Source organism: Streptomyces sp. PTL18 (assembly GCF_059510295.1).
Map to the genome: position 1 here is coordinate 261,073 of NZ_JCAJZO010000003.1, position 24,960 is coordinate 286,032.

Here is a 24,960-nt window from a genome sequence, read left to right on the forward strand (position 1 = left end):
CCCGCTCCGAATATGGGGAGTCGGCCGAGACCGGTTGAGGGCGGCACATGCGGACTCAGGTACCCGCAAACCCCCATCACTGTCGGCGCTACCGGTAGACTGGAGGACAATCCCGCCCCGACCGTGGGGACCGTCCGGGAAAAGCTGAGCAACGCTGATCAGGGCTTACCAACGCAACATGCCGCAGCCGCTCCGGCAACCCTCCCCCAAGGGGGGCTCCCCCAGGAGCCCGGCTCGTGCTGTGCCAGAAAGGGCGCTTCGTGGCCGATTCCGGCAACCCCAACGAGAACATCCCGTCCACCGACGCCGTCGTGAACCCCGCGGAGGCCGCCTCCAACGGCGAGGTCACCGCGTCGTACGACGCCAGCGCCATCACCGTCCTCGAGGGTCTGGACGCGGTCCGCAAGCGACCCGGCATGTACATCGGTTCGACCGGTGAGCGAGGACTGCACCACCTCGTGTACGAGGTGGTCGACAACTCCGTCGACGAGGCGCTGGCCGGCTACGCGGACACCATCGACGTGACGATCCTCGCCGACGGCGGCGTCCGGGTCGTCGACAACGGCCGTGGCATCCCCGTGGGCATCGTGCCCTCGGAGGGCAAGCCGGCCGTCGAGGTCGTGCTGACCGTGCTGCACGCGGGCGGCAAGTTCGGCGGCGGCGGTTACGCCGTCTCCGGTGGTCTGCACGGTGTCGGTGTGTCCGTTGTGAACGCGCTGTCCATGAAGGTCACCGTGGAGGTGAGGACCGACGGCCACCGGTGGACGCAGGACTACAAGATGGGCGTCCCGACGGCCCCGCTGGCCAAGCACGAGGCGACCGAGGAGACCGGCACGTCGGTGACCTTCTGGGCCGACCCGGAGATCTTCGAGACCACCGAGTACTCCTTCGAGACGCTGTCCCGGCGCTTCCAGGAGATGGCGTTCCTCAACAAGGGCCTGACGATCAGGCTCACCGACGAGCGCGAGTCGGCGAAGGCCACCAGCGGCGCGGACGAGGCGGGCGCGGACGAAAAGGCCGAGGTCAAGTCGGTCACGTACCACTACGAGGGCGGCATCGTCGACTTCGTGAAGTACCTCAACTCCCGCAAGGGAGAAGTGGTGCACCCCACGATCATCGACCTCGACGCCGAGGACAAGGACAAGAGCCTGTCCCTCGAGGTCGCGATGCAGTGGAACAGCGGCTACAGCGAGGGCGTGTACTCCTTCGCGAACATCATCCACACCCACGAGGGCGGTACGCACGAAGAGGGTTTCCGCGCCGCGCTGACCTCCCTGATCAACAAGTACGCGCGCGACAAGAAGCTGCTGCGCGAGAAGGACGACAACCTCACCGGTGACGACATCCGTGAGGGCCTGACCGCGATCATCTCGGTCAAGCTGAGCGAGCCGCAGTTCGAGGGCCAGACCAAGACCAAGCTGGGCAACACGGAGGCCAAGACCTTCGTGCAGAAGGCGGTCTACGAGCACCTCAACGACTGGCTGGACCGCAACCCGAACGAGGCGGCGGACATCGTCCGCAAGGCCATCCAGGCGGCCACCGCACGCGTGGCGGCCCGCAAGGCCCGTGACCTGACCCGCCGCAAGGGCCTGCTGGAGACGGCGTCCCTGCCGGGCAAGCTGGCCGACTGCCAGTCGAACGACCCGACCAAGTGCGAGATCTTCATCGTCGAGGGTGACTCCGCCGGCGGCTCGGCCAAGTCCGGCCGCAACCCGCAGTACCAGGCGATCCTCCCCATCCGCGGCAAGATCCTGAACGTGGAGAAGGCGAGGATCGACAAGATCCTGCAGAACCAGGAGATCCAGGCGCTGATCTCCGCCTTCGGCACGGGCGTGCACGAGGACTTCGACATCGAGAAGCTCCGGTACCACAAGATCATCCTGATGGCGGACGCCGACGTCGACGGCCAGCACATCAGCACCCTGCTGCTGACCTTCCTGTTCCGCTTCATGCGGCCCCTGGTCGAGGCCGGGCACGTGTACCTGTCCCGTCCTCCGCTGTACAAGATCAAGTGGGGCCGGGACGACGTGGAGTACGCCTACTCGGACCGCGAGCGCGACGCGCTGATCGAGATGGGCCGCCAGCGCGGCAAGCGCGTCCGCGAGGACTCGATCCAGCGCTTCAAGGGCCTCGGCGAGATGAACGCCGAGGAGCTGCGCGTGACCACCATGGACCAGGAGCACCGGGTCCTCGGCCAGGTCACCCTCGACGACGCCGCCCAGGCCGACGACCTGTTCTCGGTCCTCATGGGCGAGGACGTCGAGGCCCGACGCGCGTTCATCCAGCGCAACGCCAAGGACGTCCGCTTCCTCGACATCTGAGTCGGTCTCAGCTGACCGCACCAGGAAGGATCTTCACCAGCAATGGCCGACGAGAACACCCCCGTCACCCCGCAAGAGGGCGGCGAACTCGCGATGCGCGTCGAGCCCGTCGGGCTCGAGACGGAGATGCAGCGTTCGTACCTGGACTACGCGATGTCCGTCATCGTGTCCCGCGCGCTGCCCGACGTCCGTGACGGTCTCAAGCCCGTCCACCGCCGTGTGCTGTACGCGATGTACGACGGCGGCTACCGCCCCGAGCGCGGCTTCTACAAGTGCGCCCGTGTCGTCGGCGACGTCATGGGCAACTACCACCCCCACGGCGACAGTTCGATCTACGACGCCCTGGTGCGCCTCGCCCAGCCGTGGTCGATGCGGATGCCGCTGGTCGACTCCAACGGCAACTTCGGCTCCCCGGGCAACGACCCGGCGGCGGCGATGCGCTACACCGAGTGCAAGATGGCGCCGCTGTCGATGGAGATGGTCCGTGACATCGACGAGGAGACCGTCGACTTCACGGACAACTACGACGGCCGCTCCCAGGAGCCGACCGTCCTGCCCGCCCGCTTCCCGAACCTCCTGATCAACGGCTCGGCCGGTATCGCGGTCGGCATGGCGACCAACATCCCGCCGCACAACCTGCGCGAGGTGGCGGCCGGCGCCCAGTGGTACCTGGAGAACCCCGAGGTCTCGCACGAGGAGCTGCTGGACGCGCTCATGGAGCGCATCAAGGGCCCCGACTTCCCGACCGGGGCGCTCGTCGTCGGCCGCAAGGGCATCGAGGAGGCGTACCGCACCGGCCGCGGCTCCATCACGATGCGCGCGGTGGTCGAGGTCGAGGAGATCCAGGGCCGCCAGTGCCTGGTGGTGACCGAGCTGCCGTACCAGGTCAACCCCGACAACCTGGCGCAGAAGATCGCCGACCTGGTGAAGGACGGCAAGATCGGCGGCATCGCGGACGTGCGCGACGAGACGTCGTCCCGCACGGGCCAGCGCCTCGTCATCGTCCTGAAGCGGGACGCGGTCGCCAAGGTCGTGCTGAACAACCTGTACAAGCACACCGACCTGCAGACGAACTTCGGCGCCAACATGCTGGCGCTGGTGGACGGCGTGCCGCGCACGCTGTCCCTGGACGCGTTCATCCGGCACTGGGTGACGCACCAGATCGAGGTCGTCGTCCGCCGTACGCGCTTCCGCCTGCGCAAGGCGGAGGAGCGCGCGCACATCCTGCGCGGTCTGCTGAAGGCGCTGGACGCCATCGACGAGGTCATCGCGCTGATCCGGCGCAGTGAGACCGTCGAGATCGCGCGCGGCGGCCTGATGGAGCTGCTGGAGATCGACGAGATCCAGGCCAACGCGATCCTCGAGATGCAGCTGCGGCGTCTGGCCGCCCTGGAACGCCAGAAGATCGTCCAGGAGCACGACGAACTCCAGGCGAAGATCAACCAGTACAACGAGATCCTCGCCTCGCCGGTCCGCCAGCGGGGGATCGTCAGCGAGGAGCTGGCCGCGATCGTCGAGAAGTACGGCGACGACCGCCAGACCAAGTTGATCCCGTACGAGGGCGACATGTCCATCGAGGACCTGATCGCCGAGGAGGACATCGTCGTCACCGTCACGCGCGGCGGCTACGTCAAGCGGACGAAGACGGACGACTACCGGGCCCAGAAGCGCGGCGGCAAGGGCGTGCGGGGCACGAAGCTCAAGGAAGACGACATCGTCGACCACTTCTTCGTGTCCACCACGCACCACTGGCTGCTGTTCTTCACCAACAAGGGCCGGGTGTACCGGGCGAAGGCGTACGAGCTGCCCGAGGCGGGCCGGGACGCGCGCGGCCAGCACGTGGCGAACCTGCTGGCCTTCCAGCCGGACGAGGCCATCGCCGAGATCCTCGCGATCCGCGACTACGAGACCGCGCCGTACCTGGTGCTGGCCACCAAGTCCGGCCTGGTCAAGAAGACGCCTCTGAAGGATTACGATTCGCCCCGCTCCGGCGGTGTCATCGCGATCAATCTCCGCGAGACGGTGGACGGTTCTGACGACGAACTGATCGGGGCCGAGCTGGTCTCGCCCGACGACGATCTGCTTCTGATCAGCAAGAAGGCACAGTCGATCCGGTTCACGGCGACCGACGATTCCCTGCGCCCGATGGGCCGCGCCACCTCGGGTGTGAAGGGCATGAGTTTCCGTGAGGGAGACGAACTCCTCTCGATGAATGTTGTTCGACCCGGTACGTTCGTGTTCACTGCCACCGATGGCGGGTACGCGAAGCGGACCCGTGTCGACGAGTACCGCGTCCAGGGTCGCGGCGGCCTCGGTATCAAGGCCGCCAAGACCGTCGAGGATCGCGGTGAGCTCGTCGGCGCGCTGGTGGTCGAGGAGACCGACGAGATCCTCGCCATCACGCTGTCGGGCGGAGTGATTCGTACCCGGGTCAATGAGATCAGGGAGACGGGCCGTGACACCATGGGCGTCCAACTGATCAACCTGGGCAAGCGCGATGCCGTGGTCGGTATCGCACGTAACGCCGAGGCGGGACGCGAGGCGGAGGAAGTCGACGGCGACGTGGCCGTGGACGAGACCGCGGAGGGTGCCGCGACCACCGGCACGGACGAGGGCGAGGCGCCCTCGGCCGAGTAGGCATGAGGAGTGAGTCAGCGTGAGCGGAGCCACGGGCGCCGGATCGACCGGTACGGACACGGACGGCGGCGGCCGTGGCTCCGCCGCGGAAGCGACAGATCCGCACACGACGAATCTGAAAGCGATCAAGCCGCCCGCGACCGACGCGGTCTCGCCCGACCCGCAGCAGAGGTCCGGCGGCTCGGCCGTCTCCGGCGCCGCGCACCCGGCGCCGGACGCACAGCCGGCCACGTCCCCCCTGCCCTCGGAACGCCGCCAGCAGCAGGCCTCGGTCCCCTACCACCCGCCGCAGGCCTACCAGCCGCAGGCCCCGGGCGCCGCCGTACGCCGTCCCCGCACCGGGGCCACCACGATGCCCCGCACCCGCAAGGCACGCCTGCGCGTGGCCAAGGCCGACCCGTGGTCGGTGATGAAGGTCAGCTTCCTGTTGTCCATCGCGCTCGGCATCTGCACGATCGTGGCCGCGGCGGTGCTGTGGATGGTCATGGACGCGATGGGTGTCTTCTCCACGGTCGGCAGCACGATCTCCGAGGCCACCGGCTCGAACGAGTCGAACGGCTTCGACCTGCAGTCCTTCCTGTCCCTGCCGAACGTCCTGATGTTCACCACGATCATCGCGGTCATCGACGTGATCCTGGCGACGGCCCTCGCGACGCTCGGCGCCTTCATCTACAACCTGTCGGCAGGCTTCGCGGGCGGCATCGAACTGACCCTGGCGGAGGACGAGTAGACACCGCTCCGCGGCCTCCCGCGGAGGCCGGGCAGCCCACCCCCGGGTATCGATTTTGGGACTTCCCACCTGGTGCGCTAATCTTCAGGGGTCAGCGCGCGGGAGACATACCGCAGAGCGCGGCGGGGCTATAGCTCAGTTGGTTAGAGCGCATCCCTGATAAGGATGAGGCCACAGGTTCAAATCCTGTTAGCCCCACCAGCGAGAAGACCCCCGGTCCACTAGGGCCGGGGGTCTTTTGTCGCCGACGGCCTGGAGTGCAGGCTTCCGGTGAAGAGCGGTACCGACAGCAGGAGCAGGGTTCCTTCGACGGCCAGGCTGAGCAGTCCGAGCGGTTCGGTCCAATTGCCGATGTCGTCGCCGTAGTCGGGCAGTCCCGGCCCCCTGGAGAGGATGTAGCCCAGCAGGGGGCCGACGGCGACACCGATGGCCAGCAGCCATCCCGGTCGGACGAAGCCCGCGAGGAGCAGCACGGCGGTGACCACGGCCGCGATCTCCAGGACGTGGTAGGCGATGCCGACGTAGTAGGGGTCCCTCGTCACCGTGATGCCGCCTTGGTCCACCACGTGGATGGCTGCCACGGCGAGGGCCAGCAGAGCTCCGGCCCATCTGGCCACCCAGGCGGTTCCCGACACCGGCGTGGTGTGGTGTGACATCCGAGGTGCCTTCTCCCTGCTTCGGCAGCGCCTGCGCGCCGGTCCTGTGTCAGGTCCAGCTTCGGCGCACGACTGCTCGCCGTCGTCCCCTACGGGGCAGACGGGTGACAGGGGGAGGGACCGCCGCGGACGGCGCTGCTGCGGCCGGCACCGCCGATCGCGCCTCGGGCGGGGCGGCGGCAGGGCATGGAAAGGCCCGACCGCCGGCGACGGGGGATGCACCGGCGATCGGGCTATGGCCAAGGGTAACAAGGTCACCTGCGCGGCGGGGGCCGACTGCCCGACCCCGGACGCAGGTTGTGATCCGGATCACTGCCGACCGCATGGTGGGTCGTAGGAGAGGCGCGGCAGGTACTCGTGCCATTTCGCGGGCGTCAGCACGCCCCGCGTGCTCGAGCAGATGCGGCGGATGGCGTCGTCGACGTCCAGGTTCCACAGCCGGACGGTGTCCGCACCGCTCGACACCCCGAGCAGATGGTTCAGGGGGCTGAAGGAGAGGAAGTTGCCGGTCTTGGCGTTGGGGCTCATGGACTGGCCGATGGGGGACGCCTTGGCCGGGTCGGTGATGTTCCACAGCCGCACGGTGTTGTCGTTGCCACCGCTGGCCAGGGTGCGGCCGTCCGGGCTCACCGTGAGGGAGACGACCGCCTCGGTGTGGCCGGTGAGGGCGGCACCCAGCCGGGTGGCGTGGAGCGGGTCGGTGACGTTCCACAGCCGGACCGTGTCGTCGTCGCTGCCGCTGGCCAGCGTGTGGCCGTCCGGGCTGTAGGCGAGCGTGTTGACCGGGCCCAGATGCCCGGTGAGCGGCGCGCCGAGAGAGCGCGGGTGCAGGCGGTCGGTGACGTCCCACAGCCGTACGGTGCCGTCGGCGCTGCCGCTGGCCAGCGTGTGGCCGTCCGGGCTGTAGGCGAGGGCGTTGACGTAGCCGGTGTGACCGGTGAGGGGCTTGCCCAGGCGGTGGGGGCGGGCGGGGTCGGTGATGTCCAGAAGCTGTACGGTCCGGTCGTCGTAGTCGACGGCCAGGGTGCGTCCGTCGGGGGCGAGCGCCAGCGCGTCGGCGCCCGCGTACCGGGTGAGCAGCGGGAACGAGGGGCCGTGGGCGACGGGGTGGGCGGGATCGGCGACGTTCCACAGCTGGACCGTGTTCCTGGTTCCCGTCAGGACGACGAGAGTGCGGCCGTCCGGCGAGAACAGCATCGACCGCAGGTCGCGCTCCCCGGTCGTGAAGGGCTTGCCCAGTGCCACGGGCCGCAGGGGATCCGTCACGTTCCACAGCCGGATCCTGCTGTCGCCCGCGGCCGTCGCGAGGACCTTCCCGTCCGGGCTGAACGCCCCGATCCGTCCGATCATGTCCGATCCCGGTATCGACCACAGCCGGACCTTGCCGTCGCCGCTGCCGGTGGCGAGGGTGTGCCCGTCGGGGCGGAAGCCGAGGGCGTACATCTCGCCGCTGCTGCCGGCGAGGGGTTCGCCGACCTGCGAGGGGTAGGCCGGGTTGCTGACGTTCCACAGGCTCGCCGTGCTGTCCGCGCTGCCTGCGGCGAGCAGGGACCCGTCCGGGCTGAAGGCCACGGACCACACGGGGCCGGTGTGCCCGATCAGCGGTTCGCCGAGGGGGCTCGGGTGCCGTGGGTCGGTGACGTTCCACAGCCGTACGGTGTCGTCCGAGCTGCCGCTGGCCAGGGTTGTGCCGTCCGGGCTGAAGGCCACGGAGTGCACGGTGTGGGTGTGGCCGGTCAGCGGCTCACCCAGGGAGTGCGGGTGGCGCGGGTCGGCGACGTTCCACAGCCGGATCGTCGTGTCGTCCCCGCTGGACGCCAGCGTCCTGCCGTCGGGGCTGAACGCGATGGACCGTACGGAGTTGGTGTGGCCGGTGAGCGTGGTGAGCGAGACCGGATTCCGGGGGTCGGTGACGTTCCACAGCCGTACGGTGTGATCTTCGTCGGCGGTGGCCAGCGTGTGCCCGTCCGGGCTGAAGGCGACCAGGAAGATCGTGCCGTCGTGGCCGGTGACGGGTGCGCCGAGGGAGCTCGGGTGCCGGGGGTCGGCGACGTTCCACAGTCGTACGGTGCCGTCGTCTCCCGCCGTGGCCAGTGTGTGCCCGTCCGGGCTGAAGACCGCGCTGCTCACCCAGCTCGTGTGACCGGTGAGCGGCTTGCCCAGGGGCCGGGGGCGCGTCGGGTCGGTGACGTCCCACAGCCGGACGGTCCGGTCGTAGCTGGCGGTGGCCAGGGTCCGCCCGTCCGGGCTGAACGAGGTCAGGTAGACCGCGCCGCTGTGGCCGAGCAGCGGCGTGGCCAGCGGCGCGTTCACGATGGAGATCAACCGGCTGTTGGTGCCCTCGTCGTCCGGCCGCAGGTGGTGGGCGACCAGGTCGATCTGGGCGGACAGCGACGGATCCGTGGACTGCACACGGTCCGCTTCGGCGACCACCTGCTCGAACACCGCGTCGTCCCGCTGCTGCCACGCGATCACCGACGAACCGACGGCCAGCAGGGCGAGGACGACCAGAGCCGCCACCGCGCCCCTGAGCAGCCGGACGGTGCGCTTGCGCAGTCTGACCGAAGCGGCCAGGAACTCCACCGCGCTCCGGGTCAGAACGGTGTCGCCCGCGGACCTCGCCCAGGTGTGCGCCTGTTCCAGGCGGGAGCCCCGGTACAGCAGCGAGTTGTCGCGGTGCGACTCCTCCCAGGCCCGGCCGTCCTCCTCCAGCCGCTGGCGCAGCAGGTTGCCGTTCCTGTCGTCGTCGATCCAGTCGCGCAGCCGCGGCCAGGCGTGGAGCAGCGCTTCATGGGTGATCTCGACGGTTTCCGCGTCGAGCGTCACCAACCGGGCCCGGACGAGCGCTTCGAGCGACTCCTCCGTCTTGTCGGGGTCCGCCGACTCCTCCGCCAGTTGCCGCCGGGTCCCCCGCCTGCGCGTGGCCTGGGTGTCCTCGCCCAGCCGGACCAGCCTGAGCAGGAGCAGGCGCGCGGCCGTGCGTGCTGCCGGATCGAGCCCCGACCAGGCCCGCTCGGCGGTCGCCGCCACCGCCCCCTGGATGCCGCCCGACGCGCGGTAGCCGGCCAGCGTGAGCTTCCCCGCCTTCCGCCGCTGCCAGGTGGCGAGCAGGGCGTGCGAGAGCAGGGGCAGCACGCCCGCGTCGTGCGCCCCGCGGGGGCCGTCGACGCTCACCTCCCGCACGATCAGCTCCGCCAGCCCCGGTTCGAGTTCGAGCCCCACGGCCTTGGCCGGGCCGGACACCGCCTCGCGCAGTTCCGCGGTGGTCAGCGGCCCGAGCACCATGTGCCGGTGCTGCAGCGCGTCGGCCAGCTCGGGATACCCGAGGCACTGCTCGTAGAAGTCGGCACGTATGCCGAGGATCACGAGCACGGGTGCGGGGTCACCGGGAGCGGCGGGCGAGCAGGCGGCGTTCAGGAGCTGGACGAACGTGCGGCGGTCGGCCTCGCCGGGGCAGAGAGTGAACGTCTCCTCGAACTGGTCCACTATGACGACCGGACGGGCCGCGCAGGACGTCTCGCGGCGCGCCCAGGTGGTGACGGCCTCCCGCACCGCGTGCGTGAAGCGCGCACTGCCGGGCTCGGACGCCTCCGTCTGCTTCGCGGCGGACACGACGGGGGCGAGCTCGGGGATCCGGCGGGTCAGCTCCGCGAGGGGGTCGCCGCCCGGCACGAGTTGCAGCACGTCCCTTCCCGGGCCGCCGCGCAGGGCGGGCACCAGGCCGGCGTTCAGCAGGGACGACTTCCCCGCGCCCGAGGCGCCCACGAGCATCACCAGCCCGCCGGTGCTCTCCGCCGCTTCGAGCTGGGCGACGAGGGCGGCCGTGCCCCGCTCCCTGCCGAAGAACCAGCGGGCGTCCTCCTGGCGGTAGGGAGCCAGTCCCCGGTACGGGCACACGCCTCCGGGGACGGCCGGGGTGCCGGAGGACCGCCGCTGCTCCTCGTCCGGCTCCCCCGCGGACTCCGGGGGACGGTCACCGACCGGGTCGGCCACCGCGCGTTCCCACAGCAGCTGCCACTGGGCCAGGTCGTACAGTCCGGTGGACACCGGTGCCGGCCGGGAGCGCCGGGCTTCGGGAATCAGCACGTGCAGCACCGCCGCGAGGGCGGCGAACTGGGCGGGGACGTTCCTGGCCCGACGCCAGTCGCTGATCCGCTGCGCGGACACCCGCACGGGGCGTCCGCGTTCGTCGACCCGCTGGAGCCGGACGACCGCCTCCGCCACGCGTTTGAGGGGAGGGTTGCCGGCCTCCCGGTACAGCAGGGCGAGACGTTCCGCGAAGGCCGTGCGTGCTCCTGAGTCGGAACTCAAGGTCCCCACCCCTTACTTCCCCCGCACCTGGACGTCCGGACCGGAAAACTCACCTTATACAGCTGACCTGCGGTTAATTCCCCCGGACGGTACCGGAATCTCCTCCCTGAGGACATCAACTGGCAGGATCACAGGGCGAGACCGAACCGACCGCGCGGCGCCCGGACAGGCCACCGGATCGGCGCTCGGCGAGACGATGTGCGACACCGTATGTCCGCGACGCGCCCGGCCTTTCCCCGACCGCGCCGGTAGGGCTCGGCTCGACGTCACCACCCGGTTCGGCACCGGTCTCCACGAGGGGAGGGACCGGTGCCGAAGGGTGGGGCACCGAGAGCGCCCCGGTCACGTCGGGGGCGCCCCGTCGCCGTACCCCTGGATAGCTGACGGTCTGTCAGTTATGGTCTGCCCTGCCGTGCCGTTCGCGAAAGGGTGGGTGCCGTGCAGACACATCCCCAGAGTCCTCGGCCGCCGGGCACACCGCGGTGGGTCGCGATGTACCACCAGCCGTCCACGGCCTCCTGGCGGGTGGCGGCTCAGTCGCCCCACCGTTCGGCCGTGCTGTACGCGGTCGGTGAGATGTCCCAGACCGTGCGGGCACGCGGAGGCGAGGCGACGGTCGCGCTGTGGGGTCCGCGGAACGGCGTCTGGCACCTGTTCGAGCCGCCGGCGGACAAGGCCGCGACGGCATCGCTTGCCGAGCGGCCTTCGGAGCCCGTCGGCGGGCCGGGCAAACTCGCCGAACGCATGGCCGACCGCCGCCACCAGGTCCTGATGGCCGGCCTGAACAAGGCGGGGCTGTACGACCTCACACGGGAGGACGCGGCGGCCCTTCAGGAGCTGGTGGAGCGGCTCGACGAGCCCACGGTGCGCCGCGTGGCCCACTGGCTCGCCGCGGCCGGCGGCCGGGGAGCGCTTGTCTGACGATCCCCGCCGGGCCCTCGGCGCCCGGCGGAAGGCCGGACGCCGCGGACCCCGCCCCCGGACCGTCACCGCACGCGCGCGGACCGCCCCCGGACCGTCACCGCACGCGCGCGGACCGCTACGGTTGCCCCTGTGCGGACGGAGAGAGGCGGACCGGATGAGCAGTACCGTCGCGGAGGCCCTGGTGACCCTGGGCCGCCGGTACGTACGGGACGCTCCGGGCTCGCTCGGCAAGGCACTCCTGGCCGCCCGCTTCCTGAACCCGCGTCTGCGGGACCACCCCCGCCGACGGGTCGTCGAGACCCGCTTCGGCGCACGGTTCGCGGTCGACACCCAGGACCTGATCCAGCGGTATCTGTATCTCTTCGGGGTGTGGGAGCCGCACATGACCCGCTGGATCCAGCGCCGGCTGAGGCCGGGCGACGGCTTCGTCGACGTCGGGGCCAACATCGGCGTCTTCAGCGTGCTCGCCTCACACCTCGTCGGCGACCAGGGACGGGTCGTCGCCATCGAGGCGTCCCCGGCGTTCCACCACCGCCTGCTGCAGCAGGCCCGGCTGAACGACTGCCGGAACATCCGCGCCGTGAACGCCGCCGTCTCCGATGCCCCCACCACGCTGACCTTCGTGCTCGCCAGCTCGCGCAACATGGGCGCCAACAGCATCGTCCCGTACGACGGTCCGGCCGAGTCCACCTTCGAGATCGACGCCCTGCCGCTGCCGGAGCTGCTCGATCCCCAGGAGCTCGCGAACGCGCGTGTGATCAAGATAGATGTCGAGGGGGCGGAGGGCGGCGTCGTCCGCGGCCTGGCGCCCGTGCTGGACAGGCTCCGGCCGGACGCGGAGATCACCGTGGAGGTGACTCCCGAGCGCATGGCGCGACTCGGCGACCGTGCCGAGGACCTGATGGGCACCATGGCCGACGCCGGCTTCCACGCCTACCGGCTGGCCAACGACTACGCGCCCGGAAGCTACCCCCGAGCGCTGAGCGGGACGCCCGGCGTGGCGGTACGGCTGCGGGGCCCCGTCGTCGAGGAGAGCGACCTGGTCTTCTCGCGGGTGGACGCCGAGATCCTGCCCTGACGCGACGCCGGGTGACGTCGACGACACATGCTGCCACGACCCGGCGCGGTAGGCCGGGCCCGCGGTCAGGGCGTGCTGCTTCCGACGCCCGGGTACCGCCAGCCGCAGGACGCGAGAGCCCCGGCCCGCGCCTCCACCACCGCCATACGCCGCTCCCGCTCGGCGGGATCGGCATGCGAGGCCTGGCCCGTGACCTGCCCGGGCCACTTCCGGTACAGCAGTCCCACCTCCCGGGAGAACCAGCCCCGGCTCACGGCGTTCAACGCGAGCAGCAGGCCCGTGTCCTCGGATGCCGGCAGCGCCATCCAGCCCCCCAGCGCCAGCAGCAGGTCACGCCGGACGCAGAGTGTCGCCGGATGGACCTGGGCGCGGAATCCGTTCGCCTTCCAGAAGTCGAGGACCGCGCCGAGCTCGACCGGCCCGTCCGCTGGATCGCCGGGGAAACCGGTCGTCGAGCCGTCGGGCAGGAGGTCCAGCGCGCGGGAGGTCGTCCAGCCGAGAGCCGGTTCCGCTTCGAGGACGGCCAGGTCGCGGGCCAGGGTGCCGGGCGGGAGCTGGTCGTCGGCGTCCAGCACCTTCACATACGCGCCGTCCGTGTGCGCCAGGGCGATCGTGCGGGCGACGCCGGGACCGCCGGGCCGGCCCTGGCGAAAGGTCACCCGCTCGTCGTCCGGGACGTACGGACGGACCTCGTCCGTCTCCCCGTCCTCCTGGATCACCCAGTGCCACTCCCAGCCCTCCGGAAGCCGCTGTTCGCACAGGGACTTGTACGCCTCCGGCAGGAACCGGGCCGACGGGGCGTGGACAGCGGTGACGACGACGACGCGCCGGCTCACGGCAGCGCTCACCACCTTTCCAGGGGAGTGACGAAGACCAGTTCGGTGCGGTCGCCGGGCAGGGTGACGTCGGTGATGTCCACGACGCGGTCGCCGGTGTCGTACGAGGTCTTGTGCAGAAGGATCACCGGCGTGCCGGGCGGGAGCTCCAGCTCCTGCGCCTCTTCCGGCGTGGGCGGACGGACGGTGACACGCTCCTCGACGCGGTCCACCTCGATGCCGACCGTGTGGAGTTGGTGGTGCGTGCCGCCCGGCCAGGGCTCGTTGGAGTCGTCCAGCAGGTCCGGGTTCGCCGCGACCACGTCGCGGACGAGGTAGGAGGTCACGAGGCCGAACGGGGCGGTCTCGGCCGCGCCGCGCGTCCGGTACGTGCGCTCCAGCAGGACCGTGCCTTCCGGGACGCCGAACGCGTCCGCGAGGTCCTTGGGCGCCTTCGTCTCGCGGTACGTCGCGTCGAACACGAGGTGGTGGGACGTGAGCCCGGTGTCGTGCTCCGTCGCCCCGGTCCGCGCGCGTGTGGCAAGGGGCTGCCGGGCGCGGTCCTTCTCCCACTGGTGCCGCCGGTTGTGGCGCACCACGCGCGTCCGCGGACGTCGCGGGTCGTCGGCGATCAGCTGGTACGCCTCGGGCACTGGTGCTCTCACCGATCCGTCGGGGGCCGTCCAGGCCAGCGTAGAACTGCTCAACGGGTCCTGACGACTCGGGAGCGCGAGCGGGAGCGGGAACAGGTACGGAAGCGGGCATCGCGGCCGACCGCACGACGGACGGCCCGGCACCTGGGAGCAGGTGCCGGGTCGTCCGCCGTCGGCGCGTACGCAAGTCGCCTTGGTGAGTCTGGGGGTGTTCTGGACTGCTCTGGACGGACCTTGGGAGATCTGGATGGATCTCGATGGACCTGGACGGATGTGGACTGATCCGGATGGTCCTGGATGGTCTTGGATGGTCCTGAGGGTCCGTGGATCCGTCAGCTGCGCAGCCGCACGATCGGCTCGTGGGAGGTTCGTGGTGCGTCGCGGGTGCGGAGGGCGTGTCGGATGAGGGGCGTGGTCGCGGCGCGGGCCGTGGACGGGCGGCGGCAGGACGGGGAGGAGCCGTGGGCCTCTGCCCTGATGCGTTGCTTCATCGTGGGGGGCAGGGCCTGTCCGCGCGGCCAGTGCCCGTACGCCGGTCCCGGCAGTGTCACCTGCGTCCCCGAGGCGCCCGAGGTGCCCGCCGACTGCGGCTGTGGTACCGGCGCGGCGGCGGCCGTGCCGGCGGTCGTGGTGGCGAATCCGAGCGCGGCGCACAGTGCCAGGAAGGCGGAGACTACGGCGGTCCACAGCTTCATGACCTTGTTCCGGGCCATGACCCCTCACTTTCGGGTTGGGCGATTTGCGTACTTTCCTCATGATGTGTATGGGGGCTGCGAAGTGGTGGACCGACGCCCGTGCCGCGTCGATCTTCGGATGAACACCACCCGGATGGGCGCACGGGCTCACACAGGACGGGAAAAGGCCGGAAAACGACGCTGGAGGGCGGTGAACATCACACACCGTGAGGTCCGATTCACCCGCGGATCGTCAGCGGTGAGGTCCGGACGTACTGCGCTGTGCCGGGCCGGAGTTGGGCATCGGCTCAGGTCACCGATCGATATCGATCGGTGTGTATAGTCGGGCGCCAGAGGTCCCCTACGTCAAGGAAAGACGAGGTCGCGCGGTGAAGAAGCTTCTCCTGGTCGCACTGGCCGCCATCGGCGGGCTCCTCGTGTACCGCCAGATCCAGGCGGATCGCGCCGAGCAGGATCTGTGGACGGAGGCGACCGACTCCGTGCCCACGGGTTCGTGAGTTCCGACAGACAGCAGTTCAGAGCAGACCCCGGCCGCCGGCGCGGTCGGGGTTTTGTGTTGTTCGCCGCACGTGCCGTTTCCCGGGTGGGCATTTCGGCCGCTCCGGCGTGATGGTGCCTCTGTGGCCGACGGGGCAGGATGGGCGGCGGCCCGGGCGGGGCGGGTGTACGGCCAGAGGGGGCGCGGAATGTGGTGGCGCACGGAAGCGCGGCGTGGAGCGCGGAGGCAGGGGCTCACGCGGGCGCGCGTGGTGATGGCTCTGTGCGCGACGGTGGCGCTCACCGTCCCTCTGACGCTCCCCGCGCGAGCCGTTCCCGCCACCGGCGCCGCCCGCGCCGCCTCGGCCGCCGACGGTACGCCCGCGCCGTACGCCTTCGCGCCCGGCGCCGGGACGGTCCAGGGCTCCGCCGGTACCACGGGCGCCGCACGACTCGACCCCGGACACACCTACCGGAGTGCTCTGCCCGCGGCCGGCAGGGTCTACTACCGTCTGGACCTCGACGCCTCCACCAACGCCTACGTATCGGCGACCGCCGTGCCCTCGGCCGATGCCCAGGTCTCCGCCTCCGACGGCCTGCGGATCTCCGTCCAGGACGCCGACGGCACCACCTGCTCCTCCGGCACCGCACACTTCGGCCCCACCCAGAGCCCGCACCCCGTCGCCGCGTGGGCCGCCCGCGAGACCGGACCCGGCAGCTACGGGTGCAAGGACGCCGGGGTGTACTACGCGGTCGTCGAACGGCGCGACCTGTCCGGCTCCGCCACCGGCACCTGGGACCTGGAACTGGACTACGTCTCCGAACCCTCCCTGCGGCAGCCGGACGCCGCGGCCACCACCCCGCCCGACGCGTGGAACCCCGCGACCCCCGACGCCCTGCCGGGCGAACCCGCCCGGCGCGCGGGCGGGGCCGGCTTCGCCACGGCGAGCGCCCTCGGCCAGGGTGTCTGGCAGGACGCCATCAGGCCGGGGCAGACCCTCTTCTACAAGGTGCCCGTCGACTGGGGCCAGCAGCTCTCCGCCACCGCCGAGCTGGGCGGCTCCCCCGGCGGCCCTGCCGGCGGCTACGTCGGCACCGCCCTGGCGATGGCGCTGTACAACCCCGTCCGCGCGCACGTCGACGACGCCACCACCGGGTACAGCGGCGCACAGACCTCCGCGGCCCTCACCCCCCTGCCGCCCGTCGCCTACGCCAACCGCCGTGCCGCCGGTGACCGCACCAGCGGAATGCGGTTCGCGGGCTGGTACTACCTGACCGTGCACCTCGGCGCACCCGTGGCACAGCGGTTCGGGAACGGCCCGTTCGGGCTGACGCTGCGCGTGCGGGTGAGCGGGACGGCGACGTCCCCTCCGGCGTACGCGGGATGGTCCGCGCCGCGCGACGTGTTCCAGGTGACGGTGGCCGACCGCCAGGAAGCCGCGGTGGGGACCCGCGGAGGTGGCGGGGGAGAGGGCACGGCCGCGGCCGGTGAGGACGGGGACTCCCGCACGATGACGCTGGTCGCGGTGGGCGGAATCGGCACCGGGACAGCCCTGGTCCTCGTGCTCGCGGTGTGGACGGCGACCGCCCGGCGGCGGGCGCGGAGCCGATGGGCCGGGTGACCGCCGCTCAGATCCGCGTCAGCGCCCAGAACCCGACCGCGTAGCACAGCAGCGCGAGGAGCAGCACCGGCACGGCGACCTTCGCGGGCGGGCCGGCGCGCCGGGCGGCCGCACGCCTGCCGTGCCGCGCCACCCGCTGCGGCCGTGTGGGGGCGTGCGGGGACGGCACGACCCGGGCCTGGATCGGTGGGCGCCCCGCGGGTCCCGGGGCCGGGGCGGGCACGGTGGCGGAGGGCATCCGGGCGGGGTCGTGGGGTGGGCCGTGGTGGGGGGCATGGTCCGTGGCCACGGCCGCCCCGGGGGGCGGCGACGGCGGCCGGGCGGGCGGGCACGGCACCCCGGGGACCCCCTCGCGCCGCAGCGGCGGCGGCAGATGGAAACCTCCCGTGTCCGACAGGGCGAACGGCTCCGGAGGCGGCACCGGACCGGACGTCGGGGTGGGGTCGGGCGTCGGGGCGGCTGTCGGGCCGGGGCCGGTGGCCGGTGTGGGGCCGGGTCCGGTGGCCGGTGCGGCCCCGGGCGTCCACGTGCGGGCGGACGTCGGGGCGGGCCCGGCCGTCGGCGTCGGGGCGGCCGTCGGGGTGGGCCCGGCCGTCGGCGTCGGACCGGGCGTCGGGGTGGGGTCGGGCGTCGGGCCGGGGTCGGGCGTCGGGGCGGCCGGCGGTGAGGGATCCGCCGCGGGCCTGGGTGGTACGACGACGGGAGCGGCCATGGGCCGCCCGGGAGGGGGAGGCGGCCCGGGCGTCGCGGTGCGCGAAGCCCCGGCCGCACCCGCAGCGGTCGCCGGGGGCGCCGTGGCCGGGCGCGGCGGTAGGGAACCGGTCGCCGGCCAGGACGCCGACACCCCGCCCGCCGACATCCCACCGGTAGCGGCACCCACCCCCGCACGCACCGGTCCCTCGGGGCCGAACCCGGCCGGAAGCGGCCCGAGTTGGTCGAAGATCTCCACCTGCTCCTCGTCCGGCCCCGGCTCCGGCAGCAGCTCCACGGCCGCGGCAAGCGCCTTGCGCGCCCCGGTCGCCGTACGGAACCGCGCGGCCGGATCCGGCTGGACCAGACTCGCGACCACCTCCCAGAGCGGTCCCGGGACGCCCTGCGGCGCCCCCGGTGTCCCGTTGGCCGCGAAGTACTCGACCAGCGCCCTGGCGTCGGGCTTGGCACCCTGCAGCAGATACAGGGCGACCAGGCCCACGGCGAACAGGTCGGCCGGGAAGTCCGGCTCCGCGCCGAGCAGTTGCTCCGGCGCGAGATAACCGGGCGTGCCCACCACGTAGTCGGTCTCCGTCAGCCGGGGCTCTCCCAGCCGCATGGCGATGCCGAAGTCCGACAGCCGCAGCCGGGGCCGGGCCGTGCCGGTGGCCTCCAGAAGGATGTTGGCGGGCTTGATGTCCCGGTGCACCACCCCCTCCGCGTGCACGGCCGCCAGCCCGGACAGCAGCTGGTCCAGCAGGGTGCAGACGAACAGCGGCGGCAGCGGCCCGTAGTCCCCGACGAGGTGGACGAGCGAGCCACCGGCGACCAGGTCCATGGTGAACAGCACCTTGTCGTCGTCCGCGGCCCAACTCGCGGGTGCCAGCACATGGGGGTGGTCGATGCGCAGCGCCTGCTCGCGGACGAAGCGGAGCAAGGAGTGGGCGTCCCTCTGCTGCAGCACCTTCGCGGCCACGTAACGGCGCCGCCGGTGGTCCCAGGCGCGCCAGACAGCACCGACTCCCCCGCGCCCGATGGGGTCGACCAGCTCGTACCGCCCGGCGAAGACCTCACCCATGGTCGTACGTCGCTCCCCCTCCCGGACGGCGACGAGGACCCTCGCGCACCCCCCGGCGCGGGAGTCCCCGGCGGCAAAGGCGTCGGCTCAGTTCTGGTGGGACTGGTAGTGGGCGACCGCGTCGGAGGTGCGGCCGGCGCCGTACACCCGGAGGAACTCTGCCAGTTCCGGGTGGCTCGGGGCGAGGGTGTCCGCCGCCTCGATGATGTCCCCGGCCGCCGCTACCGAGCGCAGCAGCGACTGGATCTCGCGGACCACACGCTTCACCGTGGGCGCCCCCGAACTGGTCGTCGTCTGCGCGGTGTTGCTCAGCACCGAGCCCCCCTGGGACTTCTTGATCTCCTCCATGCGCTCGGTCGCCTCGGCCGCGCTGACACTGCCGTCCGCCACCTGCGCCGACAACTCCTGGAGCAGCTGCACCCGCTGGACCACCGCCGGATTGCCGATCTTGGCCCGCTGACCGCTCATCAGCTGCGACAGCATCGGAGCGGACAGTCCGAGAACCCCCGCGAGACGGGCCTGGTTGAGGCCGAGATCCTCGATGAGCTTACGGAAGAGCGCCCCCAACGGCTCCCCGTACCAGTTCCGCTGCAGCTCCCGCGCTCTTGCGGTGGCTTCCTGCTGTGCGGCGTCCATTGCGTCTCCCCATCGCTTCCCCAAAAACCGCGGTTCGCTGTAGCGAACCACGACGAGCATCTTACGGAGAGTGGTCGTCCACGGGGACCCCCATCTTTTTGTGAGATACCGGCCAGGACCCGGTACTCTGGTCCGCAGCGCCCGCCGGTTGGTGTTCCACCGGCCGGACGCCTCTCCTCGGGGCCTTAGCTCAGTTGGTAGAGCGCTGTCTTTGCATGGCAGATGTCAGGGGTTCGACTCCCCTAGGCTCCACCCTCGAAACCGGTCGGACGCCGCTCCGCGGCGATCGACCGGTTTTTGCGTGCGCCGTGACTCCGGTCACACGCGGGATTTGCAGTCGTTGCAATCCGCAGCGGGAACGTCCGGTGCAGGCCGGGCTCCTCGAGCTCTCCCCGCGAGGGCCCGGCGGGCTCGGTCCCTGCGCCGGGGCGGACGAGCGGTCCATGTACGGCCTGGTGGACCCGGTCTGTGCAACCGCGCACGCACGCTCGGTGAGCGAAGTCTCCATGGAACTTGCACACGAGAGGCGTTGCAAACGTCATCACGGAGGCGAGGGGTGAACGCCCGGCCTCCCCCCCGCACGCCCGCCCTCGTTCCACGTGAAACAGCGCCGTGGGGCAGGGGAACCCTCACCTTCCCCTGCCCCACGGCGCGCGATGGGCAGCCCAGCCGACGGGCGGACTCAGCGGCGGTCGTCGCCGTCCGTGGAGTCCTCCTCCGCCTGCTTCGCCTCCTCCTCCGCCTGCTTCGCCTCGACCTCCGGGTCCAGCGCGCTCGGACCACTGCCGTCCACCGACGACAGCCGCTCGCTCTGCGGGACCTCGGTCGCCGCAGGCGGCTCGACCAGCCAGTCGGGGTTCGCCTGCTTGTCCCACCACTTCCAGGCGGCAAAGGCACCACCTGCCGCGACGCCCAGCAGGGCCAGTCCCTTCATCAGACGGCCGGCCCTGGCCCGCCGCCGCTGCCGGCGCACCAGCTTCTCGATCTGCCGCGCTGAGATCTGACCGCGCAGCGCGGCCAGCGCGGCCGTCCCACGGGCCGCCGCCTCCTCCCGTACCGGACCGGCCGCGGCGACCGCCTGCTCGATCTTCGGACGGGAGTAGTCGGCCGCCTGACGGGCCGCCTTGCGTGTGCGGACCGCCGCCTGGTCCACGGCCGGCGGCACATGCGCGCGGGCCTGTTCCAGGCGCGGGGCGAGATGGGCGTCGTACTGGACGCGGGCCTGCTCGGCGGCCTGCGACACCTTGGGCGCGAGACGGACACGCGCCTCATGTGCGTAGTGCGCTGCCTTGTCCTTGGCCGTGTCGGCGTAGGGCGCCACCACTTCCGCGGCATGCAGCACGCTGTCCTTCGCCGAACCGGTCGCGGCGCGCACGCTGTCGATGCGGGTCACGGGGTTCCTCCTCCTCGGTGGCGTACGGTAATTCGACTTTCCAGCCTTTTACGGATCATGCCTGTCGAACAGCACCCGGGCATGCGAGGAAGGGCATCCGGGTCATGCGGTCCCAAGCGGGCCGCCGCGGTCCGCACCCGGGCGGACGACGAGAGACGATCACGCGCATCGGCCGATCACGTGCAAGAGCGGATGAATACGGAGTAACAGGGGCTTGTCCCCGACAATGCCACGGATCGTCCCGCCGCGCCCTGGAGACGGGACGAGTCGGCCGGTTTTCCACACGCCCGCAGCCGCCACGGCACCCCGCGCCACCCGCTGTCCCGACCTCCGCCGCAGCCGCATCACGGACATCACCGGCGCATGGCCGCCCGGATGTGGCCGTCGGACGACGCGGAGGGCGTAGCGTGCGAGGATCGGGGAGTCACAAAGGACAACGGAAGGCAGATCGTGGCTGAGCAGCTCTACGCCACCCTGAAGACCAACCACGGCGACATCCAGGTCCGGCTCTTCCCGGACCACGCCCCCAAGACGGTCAAGAACTTCGTCGAACTCGCCGAGGGCGAGCGTGAGTGGACCCACCCCGCCACCGGCGAGAAGTCCGCCAGGAAGCTCTACGACGGCACGGTCTTCCACCGGGTGATCAGCGGCTTCATGATCCAGGGCGGTGACCCGCTGGGCAACGGCACCGGCGGTCCCGGCTACCAGTTCGAGGACGAGTTCCACCCGGACCTCCGCTTCGACAAGCCCTACCTGCTGGCCATGGCCAACGCGGGCCCGGGCACCAACGGTTCGCAGTTCTTCATCACGGTCGCCCCGACGGCCTGGCTGAACCGCAAGCACACGATCTTCGGCGAGGTCACCGACGCGGCCAGCCAGAAGGTCGTGGACTCCATCGCCGCCACCCAGACCAACCCGCGCACCGACCGCCCGGTCAACGACGTCGTCATCGAGTCGGTCGTCGTCGGGACGCGCGAGGGCTGACCCACAGGGCACCCCGCACGAGGGAACAAAAGCGCCCCGCCCATCCGTACAAGGAGGGGCGGGGCACCCCGTCGTACGGAGAAGTGAGGGACCCATGGACCAGGCGCCAGGCAGCCCACAGGGCCCGCAGAACCAGGGGCCGCCCGAGGCCGGGCAGCTACCGGTCTGCTACCGGCACCCGGACCGCGAGACCGGCATCCGCTGCACCCGCTGCGAGCGCCCCATCTGCCCGGAGTGCATGGTCAACGCCTCGGTGGGCTTCCAGTGCCCCGAGTGCGTCCGCACCGGTTCCGGCACGGGCCACGCCCCGGCCGCCTCCCGGCCGCGCACGCTCGCGGGCGGGGCGGTCACCGCCGACCCGCGCCTGCTCACCAAGGTGCTGATCGGGCTCAACCTCGCCCTCTTCCTCGTCCAGCTCTCCGTCGGCGACCGCTTCACCGAGCGGTTCGATCTCCTCGGCCAGGCCTACGTCCCGCTCCTCGGCTCCGCCCAGGGAATCGCGCAGGGCCAGTGGTACCGACTGCTGACCGCGATGTTCCTGCACGGCAGCTACATCCACATCCTGTTCAACATGCTCAGCCTGTGGTGGATCGGCGGCCCGCTGGAGGCGGCCCTCGGCCGCGCCCGCTACCTCGCGCTCTACTTCGTCTCCGGGCTCGCCGGAAGCGCCCTCACCTATCTGCTCGCCGCCCCCAACCAGCCCTCGCTCGGTGCCTCCGGCGCCATCTTCGGCCTCTTCGGTGCCACCGCCGTGCTCATGCGCCGGCTGCGCTACGACATGCGGCCCGTCATCGCGCTGCTGGTGATCAACCTGATCTTCACCTTCAGCCCGGGATTCAACATCGCATGGCAGGCCCACATCGGGGGACTCGTCGGCGGAGTCGTGGTCGGCTACGCCATGGTCCACGCCCCGCGTGAGCGGCGGGCCCTCGTGCAGTACGGGGTGTGCGCGCTGGTACTGGCCGCGGTGGTCGTCATGACACTGGTGAGAACGGCCCAGCTCACCTGAGTGGCGGATGTGCACAGGCCGTAGCCCGGGGTTGTACCCAGAGTTGTCCACAGCTCGCCGCAGGATCTTGTGCATGCCGCCGGGAACGTATGTGCCCCCTGTCACCGACCGGAGTTTTCCCAGGTGAGACAGGGGGCGAACATGTTTGCGGAGGCCGGTGATTCCGTCATACCGGCGTCAACGTCCGACGGGTTATCCACAGATCGTCGTTCTTTTTCCACTGGCCGCAGGGGTTGTGGACAGAACTGTGGATAACTCGGGGTGCAGCTGTGGGCAGAGCTGGGCCGCGGACGGGTGGGGCGCCTACTTCCACTGGGTGGAGACGCCGAACCCGGCGGCGATGAACCCGAAGCCCACCACGATGTTCCAGTTGCGCAGCGCGTGGATCGGCAGTGACCCGTCGGTCACATAGAAGACGACGATCCAGGCCAGCCCGATGAGGAACATGGCCAGCATGACCGGCGCGACCCAGCCGCGGTTCTCCAGCTTGACGACCTGGGCCTGCTTGGTCGGCGGTGGTGAGTAGTCGGCCTTCTTGCGGATACGTGACTTCGGCACGAGGGTCTCTCCTGTCGATGCGCTGCGTCGCCGCGCAGGGAACTGGGGCTGGCTCGGGGGCGGCGTACAAGGGGACATGAGCTCTCCCCCGGGCGTCCGTTAGCGTAGTGCTTCCGCGGCGCCGAAGGAGATAAGGGTACGTGAGCGATACGGCCGACTCCCCCCGGACGGGTTCCGGTTCCCCGGATGCGGGGCCCCCGTCCGTCCGTACGCGCCGCTTGCGGCCCGTGCGGGTCCTCACCGTGGGCGTCTTCGCTCTCGCCGGTCTGCTGTTCATGACGAGCTTCAACACGGCCAAGGGCACCAACCTCCGGAGGGACTCCTCGCTGCTGAAGCTGTCCGACCTCATCCATGAGCGCAGTCACAAGAACGCCCGGCTCGACGACTCCAACGCGGCACTGCGTGCCGCCGTGGAGGGCCTGGCCAAGCGCACCGGCGGCACCACGAGCAGGGCCGAGCAGGACCGGCTGGCGGCCCTGGAGAAGAACGCGGGCACGCAGAAGCTCACCGGCCGGGCCGTCACGGTCACGCTCAACGACGCCCCGCCGAACGCCACCGCCAAGCTTCCCGGATACCCGGAGCCACAGCCCGACTACCTGGTGATCCACCAGCAGGACCTCCAGGCCGTGGTGAACGCGCTGTGGCAGGGCGGTGCCCAGGGCATCAGGGTCATGGACCAGCGGCTGATCTCCACCAGCGCGGTGCGCTGCGTCGGCAACACCCTGATCCTCCAGGGCCGGGTCTACTCGCCCCCCTACAAGATCACCGCGGTCGGGAACCCGGACAAGCTGCAGAAGGCGCTCGCGGACTCGCCCGCGATCCAGAACTACATGGTGTACGTCAACGTCTACGGCCTCGGCTGGAAAGTCACCGAGGACGGGACGGTGACTCTTCCGGGCTACTCGGGCACAGTGGACCTCCACTACGCCAAGCCCGTGGAGTAGGGGCCCGCTGCCGCTGGGGGGTTCCGTGCCGGTGCGCGTGATCGTCAGGACCGTCAGCGAACTGTGCGTCACCGTGGGTGCGCTCATCGTGCTGTTCGTGGTCTACGTGCTGTTCTGGACCGGGGTGAAGGCGGACGGCGCCATGGACGAGCAGATCGGCCGGTTGCAGAAGCAGTGGGCGAAGGAGAGGGTGCACGCGACCGCCGCGCCGACGAGCGCCGCGGGTCCCGGGAGCCCGGGCCCGTATGCCGCGGGCCGGCCGTTCGCCGTCATGTACATCCCGCGGTTCGGTTTCACGTGGAACAAGCCCGTGCTCGAGGACACTGCCGTGGACACCCTGAAGAAGGGGCTGGGCCACTACGCGGGCACCGCGCGGCTCGGCCAGGTGGGCAACTTCGCGGTCGCCGGCCACCGGCGCACGTACGGCGACCCCTTCGAGCACTTCCCTCTGCTGCGGCCCGGCGACGCGGTGGTCCTCACCGACGGCACCACGTGGTTCACGTATCGGATCGACAAAGGCCCTTACAAAACGGTGCCCTCCGACGTTGAAGTGATCGACCCTGTGCCACGTACGTCCGGGTACACGCGTCCGGGTCGTTATCTGACGCTGACCACGTGCGATCCCGAGTGGGGGCACAGTCATCGGCTGATCGTCTGGGCGCATTTGGATTCCACACAGCCTGTGGAGGCAGGGAAACCGGTGGCTCTGCGCCAGTAGTCTGGTGCCGTACGGCGTGAGTCTGGTGCCG

At 71.0% G+C, this 24,960-nt stretch carries 20 protein-coding genes and 2 tRNA genes; 13 read left to right on the forward strand and 9 right to left on the reverse strand.

Annotated elements, in window-relative coordinates; genetic code table 11:
* The first annotated feature begins 236 nt into the window (after positions 1-236).
* The 4 genes from gyrB (at position 237) to AC5WS8_RS08160 (ending at position 5,889) form a co-directional block, all read left to right on the forward strand.
* Entirely contained in the window at positions 237-2,321 is a 2,085-nt protein-coding gene (gene gyrB / locus AC5WS8_RS08145) for a DNA topoisomerase (ATP-hydrolyzing) subunit B (RefSeq protein WP_496102615.1), read from the forward strand.
* A gap of 42 nt (positions 2,322-2,363) precedes the next feature.
* Entirely contained in the window at positions 2,364-4,958 is a 2,595-nt protein-coding gene (gyrA, locus tag AC5WS8_RS08150; protein WP_496102616.1) for a DNA gyrase subunit A, read from the forward strand.
* A 19-nt stretch (positions 4,959-4,977) separates the two neighbouring features.
* A complete protein-coding gene (locus AC5WS8_RS08155; protein WP_496102617.1) occupies positions 4,978-5,688 on the forward strand; it encodes a DUF3566 domain-containing protein in 711 nt (236 codons plus the stop codon).
* A 124-nt stretch (positions 5,689-5,812) separates the two neighbouring features.
* A tRNA-Ile gene (locus AC5WS8_RS08160) sits at positions 5,813-5,889 on the forward strand.
* A gap of 20 nt (positions 5,890-5,909) precedes the next feature.
* Here the strand turns inward: AC5WS8_RS08160 and AC5WS8_RS08165 are convergent.
* Both AC5WS8_RS08165 and AC5WS8_RS08170 read right to left on the reverse strand, forming a co-directional pair.
* The gene (locus AC5WS8_RS08165) at positions 5,910-6,344 is read right to left on the reverse strand and encodes a hypothetical protein (protein WP_496102618.1); all 435 of its coding nucleotides are present in this window, start codon (positions 6,342-6,344) and stop codon (positions 5,910-5,912) included.
* Between the two features lie 309 nt (positions 6,345-6,653).
* Positions 6,654-10,664, reverse strand: coding sequence for a WD40 repeat domain-containing protein (locus AC5WS8_RS08170; RefSeq protein ID WP_496102619.1), 4,011 nt, complete (start codon positions 10,662-10,664; stop codon positions 6,654-6,656).
* A 483-nt stretch (positions 10,665-11,147) separates the two neighbouring features.
* Between AC5WS8_RS08170 and AC5WS8_RS08175 the strand changes: the two genes are divergently transcribed.
* Both AC5WS8_RS08175 and AC5WS8_RS08180 read left to right on the forward strand, forming a co-directional pair.
* The gene (locus tag AC5WS8_RS08175) at positions 11,148-11,576 is read left to right on the forward strand and encodes a hypothetical protein (protein WP_496102620.1); all 429 of its coding nucleotides are present in this window, start codon (positions 11,148-11,150) and stop codon (positions 11,574-11,576) included.
* Positions 11,577-11,733: 157 nt separating this feature from the next.
* On the forward strand, positions 11,734-12,657 hold the full coding sequence (locus AC5WS8_RS08180; protein WP_496102621.1) for an FkbM family methyltransferase: 924 nt from the start codon (positions 11,734-11,736) through the stop codon (positions 12,655-12,657).
* Between the two features lie 65 nt (positions 12,658-12,722).
* Here the strand turns inward: AC5WS8_RS08180 and AC5WS8_RS08185 are convergent, their stop codons facing one another.
* From AC5WS8_RS08185 to AC5WS8_RS08195, 3 genes are all read right to left on the reverse strand, one after another.
* Positions 12,723-13,493, reverse strand: a complete 771-nt coding sequence (locus tag AC5WS8_RS08185) for a glycosyltransferase family 2 protein (protein WP_496102622.1) — start codon at positions 13,491-13,493, stop codon at positions 12,723-12,725.
* Positions 13,494-13,501: 8 nt separating this feature from the next.
* Entirely contained in the window at positions 13,502-14,125 is a 624-nt protein-coding gene (locus AC5WS8_RS08190; protein ID WP_496102787.1) for a UTRA domain-containing protein, read from the reverse strand.
* Positions 14,126-14,457: 332 nt separating this feature from the next.
* Entirely contained in the window at positions 14,458-14,838 is a 381-nt protein-coding gene (locus AC5WS8_RS08195; RefSeq protein WP_496102623.1) for a DUF6344 domain-containing protein, read from the reverse strand.
* A 350-nt stretch (positions 14,839-15,188) separates the two neighbouring features.
* On the opposite strand from AC5WS8_RS08195, the gene AC5WS8_RS08200 reads away from it, so the two are divergent.
* Complete coding sequence (locus tag AC5WS8_RS08200; protein ID WP_003999697.1) at positions 15,189-15,317, forward strand: DLW-39 family protein; 129 nt, start codon at positions 15,189-15,191, stop codon at positions 15,315-15,317.
* Between the two features lie 255 nt (positions 15,318-15,572).
* Positions 15,573-16,919, forward strand: a complete 1,347-nt coding sequence (locus tag AC5WS8_RS08205; RefSeq protein WP_496102788.1) for a hypothetical protein — start codon at positions 15,573-15,575, stop codon at positions 16,917-16,919.
* 7 nt (positions 16,920-16,926) lie between these two features.
* Here AC5WS8_RS08205 and AC5WS8_RS08210 read toward each other — a convergent pair whose 3' ends face one another.
* Positions 16,927-18,687 (reverse strand): serine/threonine-protein kinase, encoded by a 1,761-nt coding sequence (locus tag AC5WS8_RS08210; protein WP_496102624.1) that lies wholly within the window; start codon positions 18,685-18,687, stop codon positions 16,927-16,929.
* Positions 18,688-18,774: 87 nt separating this feature from the next.
* The gene (locus AC5WS8_RS08215) at positions 18,775-19,323 is read right to left on the reverse strand and encodes a helix-turn-helix domain-containing protein (protein WP_496102625.1); all 549 of its coding nucleotides are present in this window, start codon (positions 19,321-19,323) and stop codon (positions 18,775-18,777) included.
* 179 nt (positions 19,324-19,502) lie between these two features.
* Between AC5WS8_RS08215 and AC5WS8_RS08220 the strand changes: the two genes are divergently transcribed.
* Positions 19,503-19,575 (forward strand) — tRNA-Ala (locus AC5WS8_RS08220).
* 430 nt (positions 19,576-20,005) lie between these two features.
* On the opposite strand, the gene AC5WS8_RS08225 is transcribed toward AC5WS8_RS08220, so the two are convergent.
* Positions 20,006-20,716 carry a DUF5324 family protein gene (locus AC5WS8_RS08225; protein ID WP_496102626.1) on the reverse strand — a complete coding sequence of 237 codons (711 nt, stop codon included), beginning with the start codon at positions 20,714-20,716 and terminating at the stop codon, positions 20,006-20,008.
* Between the two features lie 450 nt (positions 20,717-21,166).
* On the opposite strand from AC5WS8_RS08225, the gene AC5WS8_RS08230 reads away from it, so the two are divergent.
* Both AC5WS8_RS08230 and AC5WS8_RS08235 read left to right on the forward strand, forming a co-directional pair.
* Complete coding sequence (locus AC5WS8_RS08230) at positions 21,167-21,700, forward strand: peptidylprolyl isomerase (protein ID WP_496102627.1); 534 nt, start codon at positions 21,167-21,169, stop codon at positions 21,698-21,700.
* 94 nt (positions 21,701-21,794) lie between these two features.
* Positions 21,795-22,709: a rhomboid family intramembrane serine protease gene (locus tag AC5WS8_RS08235; protein WP_496102628.1), complete on the forward strand. Its 915-nt coding sequence runs from the start codon at positions 21,795-21,797 to the stop codon at positions 22,707-22,709.
* A 303-nt stretch (positions 22,710-23,012) separates the two neighbouring features.
* Here AC5WS8_RS08235 and crgA read toward each other — a convergent pair whose 3' ends face one another.
* A complete protein-coding gene (gene crgA, locus AC5WS8_RS08240; protein ID WP_496102629.1) occupies positions 23,013-23,267 on the reverse strand; it encodes a cell division protein CrgA in 255 nt (84 codons plus the stop codon).
* Between the two features lie 140 nt (positions 23,268-23,407).
* On the opposite strand from crgA, the gene AC5WS8_RS08245 reads away from it, so the two are divergent.
* Together AC5WS8_RS08245 and AC5WS8_RS08250 are read left to right on the forward strand one after the other, a co-directional pair.
* Positions 23,408-24,211 (forward strand): DUF881 domain-containing protein, encoded by an 804-nt coding sequence (locus AC5WS8_RS08245; protein WP_496102630.1) that lies wholly within the window; start codon positions 23,408-23,410, stop codon positions 24,209-24,211.
* 31 nt (positions 24,212-24,242) lie between these two features.
* On the forward strand, positions 24,243-24,929 hold the full coding sequence (locus AC5WS8_RS08250; RefSeq protein ID WP_496102631.1) for a class E sortase: 687 nt from the start codon (positions 24,243-24,245) through the stop codon (positions 24,927-24,929).
* The last annotated feature ends 31 nt before the right edge of the window (positions 24,930-24,960 follow it).